Genomic DNA, 18,055 nt, shown 5'->3' with positions numbered 1-18,055 from the left:
CGGACCGTCAGCGGTTGAGGAACTCCGGCGGGCGCTTCTCGGCGAAGGCCGCCATGCCCTCCTTCTGGTCCGCCGTGGCGAACGTGGCGTGGAACAGGCGCCGTTCGAAGCGCACGCCCTCGGCGAGCGTGGTCTCGTACGAGCGGTTGACGCTCTCCTTGAGCATGACCGCCGCCGGGGTGGACATCGCCGCGATCGTCTCGGCCACCGTCAGGGCCTCGGCCAGCAGCTGGTCCGCCGGGACGATCCGGGAGACCAGGCCGGCCCGCTCGGCCTCCTCGGCGCCCATCATCCGGCCGGTCAGGCACAGTTCCATCGCCTTCGCCTTGCCGACCGCCCGGGTCAGCCGCTGCGAACCGCCGATGCCCGGGATCACGCCGAGCTTGATCTCCGGCTGCCCGAACTTCGCGGTGTCCGCCGCCAGCAGGATGTCGCACAGCATCGCCAGCTCGCAGCCGCCGCCCAGCGCGTAGCCCGCCACCGCCGCCACCACGGGCTTGCGCAGCGCGGCGAAGCGGTCCCAGGCGGCGAACCAGTCGCCGAGGTAGGCGTCGACGAAGTCGAGGGACTGCATCTCCTTGATGTCGGCGCCGGCCGCGAAGGCCTTCTCCGAGCCGGTGATGACCAGGCAGCCGATCTCCGGGTCACGGTCGAACTCCGTTGCCGCCTGCACGACTTCGTTCATCAGGAGGGTGTTGAGCGCGTTGAGCGCCTTGGGCCGGTCGAGCGTGATCAGCCCCACCCGGCCCTTGCGCTCGACCAGGATCGTCTCGTAGCCGGTCACTTGCCGTCCTCCCTCAGGGTGGTGATGATCGCCGAGAAGTCCAGGCCGGCGCCGTCGTCGGCCTGCGCGAAGTCCGCGTACAGCTGTGCCGCCCTGCGTCCGAGTTCGGTGGGCAGGCCGGCGGCGTCGGCGGCCCCGGCGGCGAGGCCGAGGTCCTTGGCCATCAGGGCGGCGGCGAACCCGGCCGCGTAGTCGCGGTTGGCCGGGCTGGTCGGCACCGGTCCGGGGACGGGGCAGTTGGTGGTGAGCGCCCAGCACTGGCCGGAGGCGGTCGAGGCGACGTCGTAGAGGGCCTGGTGGCTGAGCCCGAGGCTCTCCCCGAGCACGAAGGCCTCGCTGACCGCGATCATCGAGATGCCCAGGATCATGTTGTTGCAGATCTTCGCGGCCTGCCCCGCACCGGGGGGTCCGCAGTGCACGACCTTGCGGCCCATCGCCTCCAGCACCGGTCGAGCCGCCTCGAAGTCCGGCTCGGCGGCTCCGACCATGAAGGTGAGGCTCGCGGCCGTGGCACCGACCACCCCGCCGGAGACCGGCGCGTCCACGGCCCGGTGCCCGGCGTGCACGGCGAGGTCGTGCGCCGCCCGGGCGTCCGCGACGTCGATCGTGGAGCAGTCGACGAAGAGCGTTCCCGGGCGGGCGGCGGGCAGCAGGTCCGCGTAGGCGGCCAGCACGTGTCGGCCGGCCGGCAGCATGCTGATGACGACGTCGGCCTCCCGCGCCACCTCGGTCGCGGACCGCGCCGGACGGACGCCGTTCTCCGTCCGGGACGCCCGCCGCAGTGCCTCGGGCGCCAGGTCGTAGCCGGTCACGGTGTGTCCGGCCGTGGCGAGGTTGGCGGCCATCGGGCCGCCCATGTTGCCGAGTCCGATGAATCCGATGACTCCGTTGGATCCGTTGAATCCGTTGAATCCGTTGCGGTGGGTCACCAGCGCTCCAGGGGTGTGGTGGGGGCCAGGCCGAGTTCCCGGTCGCCGAGCGGGGCGAAGTAGCGGGCCACCGTGGCGGGCTCGACGGCGCTCAGCGTCGACGGGTTCCACCGCGGGGAGCGGTCCTTGTCGATCACCTGGGCGCGGATCCCCTCGGCCAGGTCCGGCGTGGAGAGCGCCACACAGGAGGTCCGGTACTCCTGGTCGAGGACGGCCTCCAGCGGGCCGAGGGTGCGGGCCCGGCGCAGGGCGGCGAGGGTGGCCTTCACGGCGGCGGGCGAGTTGGCGGCGATCCGGTCCGCGGCCTCCTTGGCCTCCGGTTCGCCGCTGTCCCGCAGGCGGTCGAGGATCTCCTCCACGGTGTCGGCCCCGTAGCAGTGGTCGATCCAGGCCCGCCGACCGTCCAGCAGGCCGGCCGGTGCGGGCCCGACGTTCCGTTCGAGGGCGTCGTGCACGGGGAGTTCGGCCAGGTCGTCCAGCAGCGCGGGCAGCCGCTCGGCCGGGGCGAAGTGGTCGGCGAGGCCGCAGAGCAGCGCGTCCGCGGCGCCGACGGAGCCCGCGGTCAGGGCGAGGTGGGTACCCAGCTCGCCGGGTGCGAGGGCGAGCAGGTAAGTGCCGCCGACGTCGGGGACGAAGCCGATGCCGGCCTCGGGCATGGCGACGCGTGTGGTCTCGGTGACGATCCGGACGCTGCCGTGGGCGGAGACCCCGACCCCGCCGCCCATCACGATGCCGCTCATGAGCGCGACGTAGGGCTTGGGGTAGCGGGCGATGCGGGCGTTGAGGCGGTACTCGTCGCGCCAGAACTCCTCGACGGCGCCCGGGTCCGCGCCGGTGGCGGCGCGGTGGATGGCGACGATGTCGCCGCCGGCGCAGAAGGCCCGCTCACCGGCGCCGGTGATGACCACGGTGTCGACCCGCTGGTCCTCCTCCCACGCGTCCAGGGCTTCGGAGATCCTTCGCACCATGCCGTGGGTGAGGGCGTTCAGGGCCGCGGGGCGGTTGAGGACGATCAGGCCCGCCCGGCCCTCGCGGTGGACCAGGACCTCGTCGAGGTCGTTCCCGGCCATCACGCGGCCCCGGTCAGGCCGCGGGCGACGATGACGCGCATGATCTCGTTGGTTCCTTCCAGGATCTGGTGCACCCGCAGGTCGCGGACGATCTTCTCGATGCCGTACTCGGCCAGGTAGCCGTAGCCGCCGTGCAGTTGGAGCGCCTGGTTGGCGACCTCGAAGCCGGTGTCGGTGGCGTGCCGCTTGGCCATCGCGCACAGCTCCGGCGCTCTGGGGTCCCCCCGGTCCAGGGCCGAGGCGGCCCGCCAGAGCAGCGACCTGGCCGCCTCCAGCTCCGTGGCCATGTCGGCGAGCCGGAACTGCAGCGCCTGGGCGTGCAGGAGCCGGGCGCCGAACGCCTCGCGGTCCGCCAGATAGCGGGTGGCCCGCTCCAGGGCGTCCTGCGCTCCGCCGAGGGAGCAGGCGGCGATGCCGAGCCGGCCGCCGTTCAGCCCGTTCATGGCGATCCGGAAGCCCTCGCCCTCGGCTCCCAGGAGGCGGTCGGCCGGGAGCCGGACGCCGTCCAGCCGCACCTGGCGGGTGGGCTGGGCGTTCCAACCCATCTTCTTCTCGTCGGGCCCGAACGAGACGCCGGCGTCGTCGCGTTCGACGACGAACGCGGACACCCCGCCGGCCCCCGGCCCGCCGGTGCGGGCCATCACCAGGTAGACCTGGGAGACGCCCGCGCCCGAGATGAACTGCTTGACGCCGTCGAGGACCCAGTGCGCCCCGTCCCGGCGGGCTCGGGTGGTCAGTGCCGCCGCGTCCGAGCCCGCGCCGGGCTCGGTGAGGCAGTAGCTGGCGGGGGTCGCCATGGCGCTGAGGCCCGGCAGCCAGCGGGCGCGCTGGGCGTCGTCGCCGTAGCGGTCGATCATCCAGGCGACCATGTTGTGGATGGACAGGTAGGCGGCGATGGACGGGCAGCCGGTGGCCAGCGCCTCGAACACCAGCACGCCGTCGGCGCGGGTGAGCCCGGAGCCGCCGGACTCCTCGCGGACGTAGACACCGGCCAGGCCGACGTCCGCCGCCTTGCGCAGCACGTCCACCGGGAAGTGCTTGGCCTGGTCCCACGCGACCGCGTTCGGCGCCAGGTGTTCGCGGGCGAAGGCCCGGGTGGTCGCCGCGATGGCGAGCTGGTCCTCTGTGAGGTCGTGCACGGCGCCCTCAGCCCATCGTCGGGATGGTGAAGCTCGCGCCCTCCTTGACCCCGGAGGGCCAGCGCGAGGTGACGGTGCGGGTGCGGGTGTAGAAGCGGATCGAGTCCGGCCCGTGCTGGTTGAGGTCGCCGAACCCGGAGCGCTTCCAGCCGCCGAAGGTGTGGTACGCGACCGGCACGGGGATCGGCACGTTGACGCCGACCATGCCGGTGTTCACCCGGCGGGCGAAGTCCCGCGCCGTGTCGCCGTCCCGGGTGTAGACGGCCACGCCGTTGCCGAACTCGTGCTCGCCGGGCAGGCGCAGCGCCTCCTCGTAGTCGGCGGCGCGGAGCACGGTCAGGACGGGGCCGAAGATCTCCTCCCGGTAGATCCGCATGTCGGGCGTGACGCGGTCGAACAGCGAGGCGCCGAGGAAGTAGCCGTCCTCGTGCCCCTCCAGCCGGAAGTCCCGCCCGTCGACGACGAGTTCGGCGCCCTCCTCGACCCCGAGGTCCAGGTAGCCGCGGACCCGCTCCAGCGCGTCGGCGCCGACCAGCGGGCCGAAGTCCGCCGCCGGGTCGTCCGAGCGCCCGACCTTCAACGCGGCGATCCGCTCGACCAGTTTGGCCACCAGGGCGTCGGCGGTCTCCTCCCCCACCGGGACGGCCACCGAGATCGCCATGCAGCGCTCGCCGGCCGAGCCGTAGCCGGCGCCGATCAGCGCGTCCGCGGCCTGGTCGAGGTCGGCGTCCGGCATCACGACCAGGTGGTTCTTGGCGCCGCCGAAGCACTGCGCCCGCTTCCCGTGCGCGGCGGCGGTGGCGTACACGTACTGGGCGATCGGTGTGGAGCCGACGAACCCGACCGCCTGCACCCGCGGGTCCTCCAGCAGGGTGTCGACGGCCTCCTTGCCGCCGTTGACCACGTTCAGCACGCCCGGCGGCAGCCCGGCCTCCAGGAACAGCTCGGCGAGGCGCAGCGGCACCGAGGGGTCGCGCTCCGAGGGCTTGAGGACGAAGGCGTTGCCGCAGGCGATGGCGGGTGCGGCCTTCCAGAGCGGGATCATCGCGGGGAAGTTGAACGGCGTGATGCCCGCGACCACGCCGAGCGGCTGGCGCATCGAGTACACGTCGATGCCGGTGCCCGCGTTGTCGCTGAACTCGCCCTTCAGCAGGTGCGGGATGCCGGCGGCGAACTCCACGACCTCCAGGCCGCGTTGGATGTCCCCGTGGGCGTCGGCCACGGTCTTGCCGTGCTCGGCGGACAGCAGCCGGGCCAGTTCCTCCTTCTCCTGCTCGACGAGTTGGAGGAAGCGCAGCAGGACGCGGGCGCGCCGCTGCGGGTTCCACGCGGCCCATGCGGGCTGGGCCTGCGCGGCGTCGGCGATCACCGCCTCGACCTCGGCCCGGCTCGCCAGCGGCACCCGGGCCTGCACCCGGCCGGTGTTGGGGTCGTACACGTCGCCGAAGCGACCGGAGGTGCCGGCGGTGGGCTTGCCGGCGACGAAGTGGGTCAGTTCTCGGACCATCGGGTTCCTTCTCTCGACAGGGGTGGGGAGAGGAGGAGGATCGGAGGCCGCCGCCGGTCGGCGGGCGCACGGTGGTGCGCCCCGCGACACGGGCGTGCGGCGGCGGAACGGAACGTCAGGGCGTCGGGGCCCCGGCGGCCGTGGGCACGGGACGACCAGGAGCGGCAGTGGAGCGGGAGCAGCCCGGAGTCATGCGTGTCGTCTCCATCCTCGTGGAAAACACGGAACACCCGCGGCCGGTATCCTGACTCCCGGATCACCGCACGCCCCCAGGCCTTCCCGGCTGGCTGCCAGTGGCCTTCATCTGCGAGGACGAACTCCCCGGTCACAGTGGCGGGACCGTGCCGGACTCACACCGGCTTCCCTGACACCGCGGACCTGCCGTCGACCATATAGTTGGACGTCCTAGTAAGTCCAGAGGCCCGCACGCGCGTTGCGCCATCGGCTTTCCACCGCGCCGAGCGGCACGTGACCGGACGGTGTCCGCAAATCAGGCGCCCGGCAGCGCGGGGCCACGAGCCCGTAAAGTTAGCTGAGGCACACCTAAGCAACACAGGCCGGGCCCATCTTCGCCATACCGGCGCGGGCAGGCCTCGGCCGCCGACCGCTGTCGGCGCCGGAGGTGCGCCTGCCGGGAGTGTGCCTTCCGGGAGTGTCGGGACAGGGAGAACGATGTGAGGGTCGGTCGGGACGCCAGGCGTCCGCACGGGGAACTGGTCGCGGACGTGCTGGCGGTGTTGTGGGCGGCCGGCGAGCCGCTGACCGCCCAGCAGGTCAAGGAGGCGCTGGACCACGGGCTGGCCCGCACCACCGTGACGACGATCCTCACGCGCCTGCACGAGAAGGGGACCCTGGTCCGCAGCCGCCCCGCGCGGTCCTTCGCCTACGCCCCGGTGGAGGACGCCGCCGGACTGGCGGCCGGGCGCATGCGCCGGGAGTTGGAGAAGGAACCCCAGCGGGACCTCGTGCTGAAGCGGTTCGTCTCCTCCCTGTCCGAGGACGACGAGGACGTGCTGCGCCGCCTGCTCCTCGATGCCCAGACCGAGGCCGAGGCCCAGACCGGGGCCCAGACCGGGGCCAGGGCCGCGACCGCGGCGGACTCCGGCAGGCCCGGGCCCGAGGACGACGCATGGGCCTGATCCTGACGGTCGTCGCCCTGGCCCTGCTGCTCCCCTGGGCCGCGGCGCCCGCCGCACGCCGCTTGGCCCTGCTGCTCCCTCCGCGCGAGGCCTCGCTCGTACTCACGGGCGCGGCCGTCCTGCTGGCGGGCGGCACCGTCGCGGCACTCGCCGGGCTGTTCCACGTCCCGTTCCTGGCAGGCCTGGAGCACCTGCCGCTGTCCGGCGTCGTCGCCCGGTGGCCGGCCGTGGTGCCGGTGTCCTGCGCTGCCGGGGCCGCGCTGGCCGTCCAGGCCGTACGGCTGACGCTGCGGTGGCGCGGGCACCGCGTGCTCCTCGCCCGCGCCTGGGGCCTGACCGCTGATGCGACGAGCGACGGCGACCTGCTCGTGGTCGCGGGCAAGGACGCCGAGGCCTTCGCCCTGCCCGGCCACCGGGGGCGCCCCGGCCGCGTCGTCGTCTCGGCCGGCATGCTGAGCGCGCTGGGCCCGGCGGAGCGCGCGGTGCTCCTCGCCCACGAGCGCGCCCACCTGCGCGGGCGCCACCACCTGCTGTCCGCCGCCGTCGACCTCGCCGCCGCCGTACACCCGGCGCTGGCCCGGCTGCGGGCCGACCTCGACTACCACCTGGAACGCTGGGCCGACGAGCAGGCCGCCGCCGCGGTCGCCGACCGGCGCACCGCCGCGACCGCCATCGCCCGGGCGGCCCTGGCCGGATCGCCGTCCGCCCGCCGAACCGCCGGGCCCCTGCTGTCCGTGAACACCGGCCCCGTGCCCCAGCGCGTCCAGGCCCTCCTGGGCCCCGCACCCGCCCGCCCGACCGGCCGCAGGGCGCACGCCGCCGTCGCCCTGGTCGCCGCCGTCACGGTCGCGGCCCTGCTCGGCGTGGCCTTGGCCTACGGGCTGCACGAGTACGTCGAGTACGCGGCCCGGACCCTGAGGGCTCACGGCCCGGTCTGACGACATCGATGTAGACCAACCGTGCGGGTCCGGCTATGGTGAGGCTCGGCTTACCCGTGCGGGTCTTGGCGCAGCCGCCCGCCCGCCGGCGATCAGAGGCCGCGTTCACTCCGGCCTCCGGGCTCGGCATCCCCGCGCGGGTGCCGCCACCATGGCCCCGGTCCGAGAACACGGCGGCCACCGGACGATGGGACCTGGCGTGTACGACGGGAGGACGGGCTCGACGAGCCCCTTCGAACAGACCGTCTACCTCCTGTCGACGGCCGGCAGGGCGGTCGACCGGCTGCTGGCCGACCGGCTCGACGCGAGGGGAATGGGCCCGGCCCATCAGGCGCTGCTGTCCGCACTCGCCCAGCTGGGGCCGCACGGGCGCCGCGACCTCACCGAGCACGCCGCCGCAACCGCAACCGCCGCAACCGGGGCCGACTCCGCCCAGGCACTGGACGACCTCCTGTCGGCAGGCCTGGTGCACTCCATGGTCGTCCAGATCGGCGGGCGGCAGGAGGTGCTGACGATCACCCCGGCCGGGCAGGCAGCGCTGGACGTGCTGCACGACGACGCATCCGCCGTCCAAGGCGACCTGCTCGGCTCGTTGACGAAGGGCCAGCGCGCCGAACTCAACTCCCTGCTGCGGCGGGTGTGCACGGCGGCCGCCCGCGGCGCGGGACGCCGCACGCCCTCGCCCTCGCCCTCGCCCTCGCCCTCGGGCCCCGGCTGGGTGCTCACCGGCGGACAGCGCCGACGGTGGATCTCCGAGTAGGAGTCAGCGGACGCCGGCGGGCTGCTGCGCGGTGAGCGGTGCGGGGCGGGGGCCCGCGAGAGGCAGGACGTGGTCGGCGTGGCCGGTGACGAGGGGGAGGTCATGGCTCACGAGGACCACCGCCAGGCCCCGGCTGGTGCGCAGGTCGTCGAGAAGGTCCATGAGCGCGGCAGCGGTGTCGGTGTCGAGGGCGGAGGTGACCTCGTCGCAGAGCAGGACGTCGGGTTCGGCGGCCAGGGCGCGGGCGAGGGAGACGCGCTGGCGTTGGCCGCCGGAGAGTTCGTGGGGGTGGCGGGTCGCGTAGTGCGGGGGCAGGCCGACGGCGGTGAGCAGTTCGGCGACGCGCTCCTCGCACCGGGCGGCGGGAAGACCGAAGTGCAGCTTCAGCGGCCGGGTGAGGGTGGCACCGACGGTGTGGGCCGGGTTGAGGGCGCCGAGGGGGTTCTGGGGGACGAGCTGGATGCGGCGGCGCTGGTCGCGGCTGCGGCGCCGGTAGGACGGGGCCAGGTGTTCGCCGTGGAGGATGACGCTGCCGGACTCGGGCCGGTGAAGGCCGGCCAGGGTGCGCAGCAGCGTGCTCTTGCCGCATCCGGACGGGCCGGTGATCCCGGTCAGCGTGCCGGGCATCAGGGCGAGGTCGACGGAGGCGAAGACGCGGTGGCGGGTGCGGACCGTACCGATGCCGGCGCTGAGCGCCTTCGCCTCCACGACGGGCGGCATTCCGGAGGCGGCCCTGGTACGAACGCGTCCGGCCTGCACGGCCGTTGCCGGCACAACCCCGGCCACAGCCCCAGCCACCGCCGCAGCCCCAACCGCAGCCGGGGCCCCAGCCGGGGCCGCGGCAAGGCGGTCGGGCCACAGGGCCAGAACGTCGTCGGCGCAGCGGGCGACGAAGTCGGGGTCGTGGCTGGTGAGGGCGATGGCGAGGCCGTCGGAGTCGGCGATCTCGCGCAGCAGGTCGGCGATGTCGTCGCGCAGGGCCGGGTCGAGGCCGGCGGTGGGTTCGTCGAGGAGGAGGATCTCGGGCCGTCGGGCGAGGGCGCGGGCAAGGGCGACACGCCGCTGCTGGCCGCCGGACAGGCCTGCGGGGCGGCGGTGTTCGAGGCGCTCACCGACCGGCAGGCGGACGGCGCGCAGCAGGTCGGGTACGGAGGTTCGGCGGCGGTCGGCGGCCGTCTCGGTCAGGAGGCGGTCGACGCGCATGCGCGGGTTGAGGTCTGAGCCCGGGTCCTGGCCGACGAAGGCGAGCTTGTGGCGGCGAAGGCGGCGCAGGTCCTCGGGCGGGAGGGCGAGGATGTCGTGGCCGAGGACGTCGAGGGTGCCGGTGGTGACGCGGGCGCCTGGTGGGAGGGCTCCGGCGAGGGCGCGCAGGAGGGTGGTCTTGCCGGCGCCGGAGGGGCCGGTGACGGCGGTGACCCGGCCCGGGGTGAGGGTGAGGGTGGCGTCGGTGAGCAGGGGCGTGTCCGCGAGGGTGATGGACAGGCCCGTGGCGCGGGCGGCGGGGGCGGCGGTGCTCACAGCGGGGTCTCCGGGGTCGGCCGGGCGGGGGCGAGGGCTTCGGCGGCGAGGTTGACGCTGATGGCGAGCAGCCCGATGGCCAGGCACGGCGCGCCGACCGCCCAGGGGTTGAGGGTGATCCCGGCGGCGTTCTCGCGGATCATCAACGCCCAGTCGGCTTCCGGGGGTTGGGGGCCGAGCTGGAGGAAGGCGGCGACCGAGACGATGTAGACGCCTTCGACGAAGCGCAGGCCGAACAGGGCGAGGAGGGTGGAGCGCAGGTTGGGCAGGACCTCGCGGACCATCAGGTGCCACAGGCGTTCGCCGCCGACGGCCGCGGCCTCGACGTAGCCGGTGGCGGCGATGGGGGCGGCTGCCGCGGCGACGATGCGCACGGCGTAGGGAATGCCCAGGAGGGTGGCGGCGGCTGCGACGGCCAGGCGTCCGCCGGCGGGCCAGGCCAGGGCGATGAGCATGATGGCGAGGACGGAGGGCAGGAGGATCGTCAGGTCGGCGGCGCGTTCGATCCACCGGCCGAGCCGGGGCCGCAGGACGGCGAGGATGCCGAGGACGGTGGCCGCCGCCGTGACGACCAGGGCGATGGCCACGGCCGTGGCGATCAGGGGTGCGCCGCCGGTCAGCAGGCGGCTGAGGACGTCGCGGCCGAGCTGGTCACCGCCGAGCGGCGCGTCGCCGCCGGCTTCGGCGTAGGGGAAGGTGACGGGGGTGTCGATGGGGTGAGGGGCGAGGAGCGGTCCGGCGAGGGCGAGGAGGACGAGCAGGAGCGCGGGGACGGCGCGGACGAGCACGTGCCTCCTTCGCCGGGTGGCGGGCGCGGGGGCCGCTGCGGTCGGGGCATCGGCGGTCATCGGCGCTCCTCTCCGAGGGCGGTGGTGCGGATGAGGTCGGCCAGCAGCAGGAGCAGGCTGATGGCGGCGCCGGCCGCGGCCACGACTCCGGCGACGAGCGGGGTGTCACGGTCGGCGATGGCCCCGGCCAGGACGGCGCCGATGCCGGGGTAGTTGAAGAGGGTCTCGACGACGACGGTGCCGCCCAGCAGCATGCCGGCGGAGGTGGCGATGCCGACGGCGATGGCGGACAGGGCGCCGGGGAGCATGTGGTGGCTGAGGATGCGTCGGCGCGCGAGGCCGTCGAGGACGGCGGCCTGGACGTGCGGCAGCGCGGCCTGGTCGGCGAGCGCGCCGCGCACGATGCGGGTGTTCCAGCCGATCTGGGGGACGGCCAGTGAGAGCACCGGCAGGACGAGCATGGTCCAGGACTCGGGGGCTCCGTCGGGGCCGGTGAGGGTGACGGCGGGCAGCCAGCCGGTCCATTGGGACAGCAGGAGCAGGAGGGCGACGGAGACGACGAACTCCGGGAGGGCGAACGCGGCGGTGGAGGCGGCGTCGATGGCGCGGTCGGCGCGTCCGCCGGGGCGCAGGGCGGCCCAACTCCCGAGCGCGAGGGCGCCGATGGTGCTCAGGGCGAGGGCGAGGGCGCCCAGGAGCAGGGTGTTGGGGAAGGGGCCGGCGAGGATGTCGGTGACGTGCTGGCCGCGCGCGGTGACGCCGAGGTCGCCGGTGGGCAGGCCGGTCATCCAGTCCCAGAAGCGTTCGGCCACCGGGCGGTCGAGCCCGAGGGCGCTGCGGCGGGCGGCGAGGTCGGCGGCGGTGACCCCGCGCTCGGCGGTCGCGCCGGCGGCGTCGCCCGGGAGCAGCTCGACGGCGGCGAAGACGCCGGCGAGCAGGACGACGAGCAGGGCCAGGCGCCGGGCCGCCTGCCGGGCGACCCGGCCCGCACCGGGGAGGATGCGGGCCGGGGTGCCCTGCGGCGCGCGGGCGCCGGCCGGCTGGAGCGTGGTCAACGCGCCAGCCAGGTCTTGTCGAGCTGGACGCGGCCGTAGCCGGGAAGCCTGGGCAGGTCACGCACGGCGGCTCCGGCGAGGTCGATGCCGTCGGCCATGCCCCACAGCAGGTAGCCGGACTCGGCGAACTCGATCTCCTGGAGCCGGTGCAGCAGTTTGTCGCGCGCGGCGGCGTCGGCGGTGCCCATGGCCGTGCGGTAGGCCTCGTCGAACGCGGGGTCCTTGAAGGCGGACTCGTTCTGGCCGGCGTCGGAGAGCATCGTCTTGGAGGCGAAGAAGACGACCGAGTCGTTGGTGCCCCAGTACGTCGTGTAGAGCGGCGCCTTGAGCCAGGTGGCGTCCCAGAAGACCTTGGAGTCCTGCTTCACGACGTTGATCTTCACGCCGGCCTCGCGGACCTGGGTGGCGAACAGGGTCGCGGACTCGGCGAGGCCGGAGACGTCCTCGGTGGTGACCAGGTCGTAGGTCCGGGAGGTGTCGAACCCGGCGTCGGAGAGCAGCTGCTTGGCCTTGGCGAGGTCGCGCCCCCGCTGCGGTATGTCCTTGGCGAAGGCGGGGTCGCCGGTGCCGAGGATGTCGTTGGCGACGCTGCCGTAGCCGGAGAGGACCTGCTTGACCATGGCGTCGCGGTCGACCGCCAGCTTCAGGGCCTCGCGCACCCGTGCGTCGGCGAACGGGCCGTCGGCGGTGCGCATGACGACGGGCATCGCCATGTCGTTGGGGCGGCGCAGGATCTGGACGTCCTTGCGGGCCTCGGCGGTGCGGGCGGCGACGGCGCCGACGTTGGAGGCGAGGTCGATCTGCCCGGCGAGCAGGGCGTTGGCCATGGCCTGCGGGCTCTCGAACAGGCGCACCTCGACGGCGTCGAGCAGCACCTTGCCGCCGTACCAGTTGTCGTTGCGCACCAGCCGGGCGTTGCCGTCGCGGTACCAGTCGAGCTTGAACGGGCCGGTGCCGGGAGCCCCGGCGATCGCGTCGTCCTTGGTGTCCTTCTTCAGGACGAAGGTGGTCAGACGGGTCAGCAGCGGCAGATCCGCGTTGGGGTAGTCGGAGACCAGGACGACGGTCTTCGCGTCCTCGGCCCTGATGCCCTCGGGCTGGATGCCGGGCAGCCGGCTCTTGCCCGCCGGGGTGTTGCGCAGGCGCTGCAGCGACCAGACCACGTCGGCGGCGGTGACCGGGGTGCCGTCGTGGAACGTCGCGCCGTCGGCGATCGTGAAGCGCCAGGTCTTCAGGTCCTCCGACGGCTTCCAGGAGGCCAGGCGCGGGACGGTGTTGGCGGTGGATCCGGGAACGGCCAGCGTGTCGTAGAGCAGACTGATGATCAGGTAGTCGCTCTCGTTGGCCTGCGTGCCGTGCGGGTCACGGGTGATCGCGGAGGCCTTGCCGAGAGCGCCGACCTTCAGCGTCCCCCCGGCGCGGGGCTGCGAGGACACCGCGCCCGCGGACGCGGCGTCCTTGGATCCGCCCGCGCCACTACCGCAGGCGGCGAGCGCACCGGCCGCCCCGATACCGGCACCGGCCCACAGCAGCTCTCGTCTGGTGACGCCCACGTTCGTTCCTCGATTCGGGTTGAGCTCGATTTGCTTAGGCTTACCTACCCTAAGTTTGAGACGGGTCGCAAGCCGCCCGACGGAGCGCACCGGCCCACCGGGCGTGCGCCCCCCTGCCGCAAACAGCAATCCGAGCAGCGGAGTTGCCCCCGCGCGGCGCATGCGCCGCCACCCCGAACTGAGACTACGTAAATGTAGACATCCGATCGGGTAAGGCTTGCCTTACCTCGAAGTCGTTGTTACGTTTCCTGTCGTCCGGCCGTCCGAGCCGACCCGGACCCCACGCCTCACGCGCTGCTCCCGCCCGCCGTCCCGCACCGGCGCGGTGATGCCGCGTGCCCGCAACACCTCTCCCCACCCCTGCCCACGGAAGGCCCCGCCGTGCCCACCTGCCCTGCCCCGGTACGCCGTCTCGACACCGCCGCCACCGCGGAACTGACCGCCACCGCCGCCAAGCTGCTGGACTTCCACGGCTCCGCCACCAGCCCCCGCCTGCTGGCCGACCTGCCCGTGATGTGCGCCCAGCTCAGCCGCGAACTCCGGCACGCGCTGCGGCCCGTGGACACCCCCGACGGCCTGTTCGTGCTGCGCGGACTGCACCCGGACGACACGGAGCTGGGCCCGACACCCGGCCACTGGTCGACCGTCGGGGACGCGGGCGCGCTGTGGGACGTCGTGCTGCTGCTCGTCTCCACGCTGATGGGGACCCCGATCGCCTGGGACGGCCAGCAGGAAGGCCGGTTCGTACACAACATCGTCCCCTCGCCCGGCCACGAGAGCGAGCAGACCGGCGCCTCCAGCTCCGTCCTGCTCACCCCCCACACCGAGGACGCCTTCCACCCCGGCCGCGCCCACCTGCTCCTGCTGTGCTGCATGCGCAACCACGACAACATCGCCACCACCGCGGCCAGCATCCGCCTCACCGACCTCGCCGACGAGGACGTCGCCCAGCTCAAGCGTCCGATCGTGCCGATCCTGCCCGACGACGCCTACGAACAGGCCCGGCAGTTCGCCGGCCGACCCGCACCGGTGCCCACCCTCTTCGCGGCACCCGAGGGCCTGACCATGCGCTTCGACCCCGCCTACACGCCGGTCGAGGACGCCGACGAGACCTGGCGCGCGGCCTACCGGCGCCTGGAGGACGAACTCGCCCGCGTCTCGGTGGCGGTGAGCCTGGAGCCGGGCGACGTGCTGGTCGTCGACAACGACATCGTCGTCCACGGCCGCGTCCCCTTCCGGGCGCGCTACGACGGCACCGACCGCTGGCTCAAGCGCGCCTCCGTGCGCGTCGAGGGCCGCCCCACCCGCCCGGTCGCCGAACACGACGAACACGGCTACGGCCAGGCCGCGCTCACCGCCTGACCTGCCTTCCTGCTCTCCTGCTCTCCTGCTCTCCTGCTCTCCTGCTCTCCTGCTCTCCTGCCATACCGACTTACCGCCTTCCAGATGCCGCCTCACCCATCCGAAAGGGCACCCCCGTGGACCGGGACGACACCACCCTGCGCGTACTCTCCACCAGCGACCTCGCCGGCCTGGACATCACCCTGACCGACGTCGTCGACACCGTCGAACAGGCCTACCGCACCCTGGCCGCGGGCCAGTCCGACAACCCGCGCAAACTCACCGTCAAGCCCACCGACGGACACTCCGTCTCCTACGCCATGCTCGGCCGCGACGGGGCGCGCAACGTCGTCGCCATCAAGACCTCGTACAAGCACGGCCTCGACAAGGGCCGCGAGGAGCAGCACTACTACACGACGCTGACCGTCTACGACGACGTCACCGGCCTACCGGTCGCCATGATGGACTGCTCGCGCATCGGCTCGCTCCGCACACCGGCCGTCTCCGCCCTGCTGGCCCGCGAGTGCGCCTCCCCCGACGCCTCCACGGCGCTGGTGATCGGCACGGGCACGCAGGGCCGCCTCGCGCTGCCGTTCCTGCTCACCACACTGCCGAAGCTGGAGCGGCTGCTGCTGGCCGGCACCCACCCCGACGGCATAGCCGCCGTCCGCCAGGAGCTGGAGCGCCACTTCCCCGGCCGCGAGCTGGAGTTGGTCACCGACCTCGAGCGCGCCGCGCACGACGCGGACGTCATCGTCGCCACCGCCGGCGCTCACACCTCCGCCGCCGTCGAGGCCGACTGGCTGAAGCCCGGCGCGACCGCGATCCTCGTCGGCCACGGCCTCGCCCCGTCCACGCTGCACCGAGCCGACCGCGTGATCGCCACCAGCGAGGCCCAGATGCGCGTCACCGGCACCGACATGGCCGACGCCGACGGCAACCTGCCCGCCGTCGACCTGGAGCTGCCCGCCGCCATCTCCGGCTCCTCCCAGGCCCGTACCGCACCCGGCCAGCGGATCTTCGCCTACAACAGCGGCCTGGTCGTCACCGACATCGCGCTGGGCCACCGCTTCGCCCAGCTCGCCGCCGACCAGAACCTCGGCACCGAGGTCGCGCTGTGGCGCTGACCCTTCCCGCCCACCCCGATCCCCTCCACGACAGGATCGCGGCCGGAGACCTCCTGCACGACCTCTCCCACGCCTTCGGCGGACCGTTCCACTTCGTGCTGCCCGAACGCTTCGACGCCAACCTCGCAGCCTTCCGGGCCGCGCTCGACGAGGCGGACGTGGAGGGCACGGTGTACTTCGCGAAGAAGGCCAACAAGGCCGCCGCGTTCGTCGAACGCTGCGCCCGTGCGGGAGTCGGCGTGGACGTCGCCAGCCACGGCGAGCTGCGCGAAGCCCTCGGCCACGGTGTGCGCGGCGAGGACCTCGTCGTCACCGGCCCCGCCAAAGCCGAGCCGCTGCTGCGCGTCGCGGCCCTCCAAGGCGCACTGATAGCCGTCGACTCCCTCGACGAACTGAGCCGCGTCCTGCACCTGGACGTCCCCCGGCCCGTCCGCATCCTGCTGCGCCGCTTCCCACCCACCCGAACCGGGAGCCGCTTCGGCCTCACCGACGACCAGCTCGACACCGCGCTGCTGCGCTGCGCCGCGGCGAAGGAGCGGGTCCGGATGGAAGGCTTCAGCTTCCACCTGTCCGGCTACGACGTGCAGCCCCGCGCCGACCTCGCCGGAGAGCTCGTCGAACTCTGCCTCAAGGCAAGGCTCCTGGGGCTGCAGGCCGACCGGATCAGCATCGGCGGCGGCTTCGCCGTCGACTACGTGCCCGCCGAGGCCTGGCACGCCTTCCTCGCCGAACAGGGCCCCGACGACTACCACGCCCGCAAGTCCTTCAGCACGAGCGACTTCTACCCCTACCACTCGCCCGTCGCCGGGGCCGATGCCCTGCGGGCCGTCCTCTCCGCCCGCCCCCACGGCACGGGTGACCCGCTGGCCGGGCGGCTGCGGGAGGCGGGCGTGATGCTGCTGCTGGAACCCGGACGCACCCTGCTGGCCGGGGCCGGATCCTCGGTGTTCGCCGTCCAGGGCGTCAAGGACCGCCCCGGGTACGGGATCGTCACCGTCGACGGCAGCAGTCTGAGCCTGTCCGAGCAGTGGTTCAACAGCGAGTACCTGCCCGACCCCCTGCTCCTCACCCCGCACCCCGACCAGGACGCCGCGGAGTACCGGGCGTGCGTGGGCGGGGCCAGCTGCCTCGACTCCGACCTGCTCACCTGGCGCAAGATCGCCTTCCCCCGCCGCCCCCGGGTCGGCGACCTGCTCGTCTATCCCAACACCGCCGGCTACCAGATGGACTCGAACGAGTCCCCCTTCCACGACCTCCCCCTGCCGGCCAAGGTCGTCATCCACCACGAGAACGGCCGGCTGCGCTGGCGTCTCGACCGCCGCCCGGCCCTGTGACCCGACACCGCACCGCTCCCGAGAAAGCGCTCCTCGCCATGACCGACGCCCTCCACCGCCCCCCGGTGGTCACCCGGATGACCGACCTCATCGGCTGCACCCCGCTGTTCGAGCTCGCCCGCGCCGACAACGGCGCCCGCCTCCTGCTGAAGCTGGAGATGTTCAACCCCACCGGCAGCGCCAAGATCCGCATGGCCCGGCAGATGGTCCTCGACGCCGAGGAGCGCGGCCTGCTGCGCGAGGGCGGCCACATCATCGAGTCCACCTCCGGCAACACCGGCCTCGGGCTGGCCGTCGTCGCCGCCGAGCGCGGCCACCGCTTCACCGCCGTCGTCGACAACCACGCCGCCGCCGACAAGCTGCGCGGCATGAAGGCGATGGGCACCGAGCTCGTGTACGTCGACGCCGACACCGACGGCGAGGAACTCCACACCGCCGCCCGCGAGGAACTGGCCGAGGAGATGGCCCGCGGCAAGGACAACACGTTCTTCACCGAGCAGCACAACAACCCCAGCAACGCGGTGGGTTACTTCGCGGTCGGCCGGGAGATCGCCCAGGCCCTCGACAACCGGGTCGACGTGCTGATCGGCGCGGTCGGCACCGGCGGCGGCCTGTGCGGCACCGCCCGCGAGCTCAGGAAGTACGTGCCCGGTGTCTCGGTCGTCGGTGTCGAGCCGAAGGGCTCCATCGCCTTCGGCCCGCCCGCCCACGACTACCACCAGTCCGGCACCGGCACCCCCGAAGGCGCCACCATCGGCCTGCTCGTCGACTACGACCTCATCGACGAGGGCGTCAAGGTCGGCGACGTCGAGGCCTTCGCCACCGCCCGCGTCGTCGCCCGCCGCACCGGCCTGCTCATCGGCGGCTCCGCCGGCGGCGTCGTCCACGACGCCCTGGCCCGCCTGACGGCTCTTCCGCCGGACGCCGTCATGGTCGCGTTCATCAACGACGGCGGCGAGAAGTACATGGATACCGTCTTCAACGACGACTGGATGACCGCCCGCAACCTCATCGACGAGGCCGTCGAGGCCGAGATCGACGAGTCCCTCGCCAAACTCCGCAGGCCCTGACAT

16 protein-coding genes and 1 riboswitch are annotated in these 18,055 nt (G+C 73.5%); of the genes, 7 read left to right on the top strand and 9 right to left on the bottom strand.

What is annotated here, in order from left to right; genetic code table 11:
- Positions 1-7 precede the first annotated feature (7 nt).
- From ACFVX9_RS09780 to ACFVX9_RS09760, 5 genes are read right to left on the bottom strand one after another with little or no spacing between them, the layout of a single operon-like run.
- Positions 8-784, bottom strand: coding sequence for an enoyl-CoA hydratase (locus ACFVX9_RS09780; protein WP_387981177.1), 777 nt, complete (start codon positions 782-784; stop codon positions 8-10).
- Positions 781-1,713, bottom strand: coding sequence for a 3-hydroxyisobutyrate dehydrogenase (gene mmsB / locus ACFVX9_RS09775; RefSeq protein ID WP_387981175.1), 933 nt, complete (start codon positions 1,711-1,713; stop codon positions 781-783). Before mmsB ends, ACFVX9_RS09780 begins: the two co-directional genes overlap by 4 nt.
- Positions 1,710-2,783, bottom strand: a complete 1,074-nt coding sequence (locus tag ACFVX9_RS09770) for an enoyl-CoA hydratase/isomerase family protein (RefSeq protein ID WP_387981173.1) — start codon at positions 2,781-2,783, stop codon at positions 1,710-1,712. Before ACFVX9_RS09770 ends, mmsB begins: the two co-directional genes overlap by 4 nt.
- The gene (locus tag ACFVX9_RS09765; protein ID WP_387981172.1) at positions 2,783-3,922 is read right to left on the bottom strand and encodes an acyl-CoA dehydrogenase family protein; all 1,140 of its coding nucleotides are present in this window, start codon (positions 3,920-3,922) and stop codon (positions 2,783-2,785) included. The genes ACFVX9_RS09770 and ACFVX9_RS09765 overlap by 1 nt, the downstream gene beginning before the upstream one ends.
- A gap of 7 nt (positions 3,923-3,929) precedes the next feature.
- A complete protein-coding gene (locus ACFVX9_RS09760; protein WP_380480178.1) occupies positions 3,930-5,429 on the bottom strand; it encodes a CoA-acylating methylmalonate-semialdehyde dehydrogenase in 1,500 nt (499 codons plus the stop codon).
- A gap of 216 nt (positions 5,430-5,645) precedes the next feature.
- Positions 5,646-5,837: riboswitch (cobalamin riboswitch) on the bottom strand.
- A 266-nt stretch (positions 5,838-6,103) separates the two neighbouring features.
- Between ACFVX9_RS09760 and ACFVX9_RS09755 the strand changes: the two genes are divergently transcribed.
- From ACFVX9_RS09755 to ACFVX9_RS09745, 3 genes are all read left to right on the top strand, one after another.
- Complete coding sequence (locus ACFVX9_RS09755) at positions 6,104-6,568, top strand: BlaI/MecI/CopY family transcriptional regulator (RefSeq protein ID WP_387981171.1); 465 nt, start codon at positions 6,104-6,106, stop codon at positions 6,566-6,568.
- Positions 6,559-7,506 carry a M48 family metalloprotease gene (locus ACFVX9_RS09750; RefSeq protein ID WP_380368405.1) on the top strand — a complete coding sequence of 316 codons (948 nt, stop codon included), beginning with the start codon at positions 6,559-6,561 and terminating at the stop codon, positions 7,504-7,506. The genes ACFVX9_RS09755 and ACFVX9_RS09750 overlap by 10 nt, the downstream gene beginning before the upstream one ends.
- A 199-nt stretch (positions 7,507-7,705) precedes the next feature.
- Positions 7,706-8,266, top strand: a complete 561-nt coding sequence (locus tag ACFVX9_RS09745) for a MarR family winged helix-turn-helix transcriptional regulator (protein WP_387981169.1) — start codon at positions 7,706-7,708, stop codon at positions 8,264-8,266.
- A 3-nt stretch (positions 8,267-8,269) separates the two neighbouring features.
- Here ACFVX9_RS09745 and ACFVX9_RS09740 read toward each other — a convergent pair whose 3' ends face one another.
- Genes ACFVX9_RS09740 through ACFVX9_RS09725 form a run of 4 tightly spaced genes read right to left on the bottom strand, consistent with a single transcriptional unit; the run spans position 8,270 to position 13,180 of the window.
- Positions 8,270-9,784: an ABC transporter ATP-binding protein gene (locus ACFVX9_RS09740; RefSeq protein ID WP_387981168.1), complete on the bottom strand. Its 1,515-nt coding sequence runs from the start codon at positions 9,782-9,784 to the stop codon at positions 8,270-8,272.
- The gene (locus tag ACFVX9_RS09735) at positions 9,781-10,632 is read right to left on the bottom strand and encodes an ABC transporter permease (RefSeq protein WP_387981166.1); all 852 of its coding nucleotides are present in this window, start codon (positions 10,630-10,632) and stop codon (positions 9,781-9,783) included. The genes ACFVX9_RS09740 and ACFVX9_RS09735 overlap by 4 nt, the downstream gene beginning before the upstream one ends.
- Positions 10,629-11,627, bottom strand: coding sequence for an ABC transporter permease (locus tag ACFVX9_RS09730; RefSeq protein ID WP_387981164.1), 999 nt, complete (start codon positions 11,625-11,627; stop codon positions 10,629-10,631). Before ACFVX9_RS09730 ends, ACFVX9_RS09735 begins: the two co-directional genes overlap by 4 nt.
- Entirely contained in the window at positions 11,624-13,180 is a 1,557-nt protein-coding gene (locus tag ACFVX9_RS09725; protein WP_387981162.1) for an ABC transporter substrate-binding protein, read from the bottom strand. Before ACFVX9_RS09725 ends, ACFVX9_RS09730 begins: the two co-directional genes overlap by 4 nt.
- A 381-nt stretch (positions 13,181-13,561) precedes the next feature.
- Between ACFVX9_RS09725 and ACFVX9_RS09720 the strand changes: the two genes are divergently transcribed.
- The 4 genes from ACFVX9_RS09720 to ACFVX9_RS09705 all read left to right on the top strand — a co-directional run bounded on the left by ACFVX9_RS09720 (position 13,562) and on the right by ACFVX9_RS09705 (position 18,052).
- The gene (locus ACFVX9_RS09720; protein ID WP_387981160.1) at positions 13,562-14,542 is read left to right on the top strand and encodes a TauD/TfdA family dioxygenase; all 981 of its coding nucleotides are present in this window, start codon (positions 13,562-13,564) and stop codon (positions 14,540-14,542) included.
- 116 nt (positions 14,543-14,658) lie between these two features.
- Complete coding sequence (locus tag ACFVX9_RS09715) at positions 14,659-15,648, top strand: ornithine cyclodeaminase family protein (RefSeq protein ID WP_387981159.1); 990 nt, start codon at positions 14,659-14,661, stop codon at positions 15,646-15,648.
- Positions 15,639-16,982, top strand: coding sequence for a Y4yA family PLP-dependent enzyme (locus ACFVX9_RS09710; RefSeq protein ID WP_387981158.1), 1,344 nt, complete (start codon positions 15,639-15,641; stop codon positions 16,980-16,982). Before ACFVX9_RS09715 ends, ACFVX9_RS09710 begins: the two co-directional genes overlap by 10 nt.
- A 38-nt stretch (positions 16,983-17,020) precedes the next feature.
- The gene (locus tag ACFVX9_RS09705; protein ID WP_380368430.1) at positions 17,021-18,052 is read left to right on the top strand and encodes a cysteine synthase family protein; all 1,032 of its coding nucleotides are present in this window, start codon (positions 17,021-17,023) and stop codon (positions 18,050-18,052) included.
- Positions 18,053-18,055 lie beyond the last annotated feature (3 nt).

Source organism: Kitasatospora sp. NPDC058243 (assembly GCF_042882025.1).
Classification (GTDB): domain Bacteria; phylum Actinomycetota; class Actinomycetes; order Streptomycetales; family Streptomycetaceae; genus Kitasatospora.
This window is presented reverse-complemented; position numbering and strand designations above follow the sequence as displayed.

Coding starts and splice junctions, on each gene's coding strand:
- ACFVX9_RS09760 (WP_380480178.1), bottom strand. CDS start 5,429: ATGGTCCGAGAACTGACCCACTTCGTCGCCGGCAAGCCCACCGCCGGC.
- ACFVX9_RS09770 (WP_387981173.1), bottom strand. CDS start 2,783: ATGGCCGGGAACGACCTCGACGAGGTCCTGGTCCACCGCGAGGGCCGG.
- ACFVX9_RS09750 (WP_380368405.1), top strand. CDS start 6,559: ATGGGCCTGATCCTGACGGTCGTCGCCCTGGCCCTGCTGCTCCCCTGG.
- ACFVX9_RS09735 (WP_387981166.1), bottom strand. CDS start 10,632: ATGACCGCCGATGCCCCGACCGCAGCGGCCCCCGCGCCCGCCACCCGG.
- ACFVX9_RS09705 (WP_380368430.1), top strand. CDS start 17,021: ATGACCGACGCCCTCCACCGCCCCCCGGTGGTCACCCGGATGACCGAC.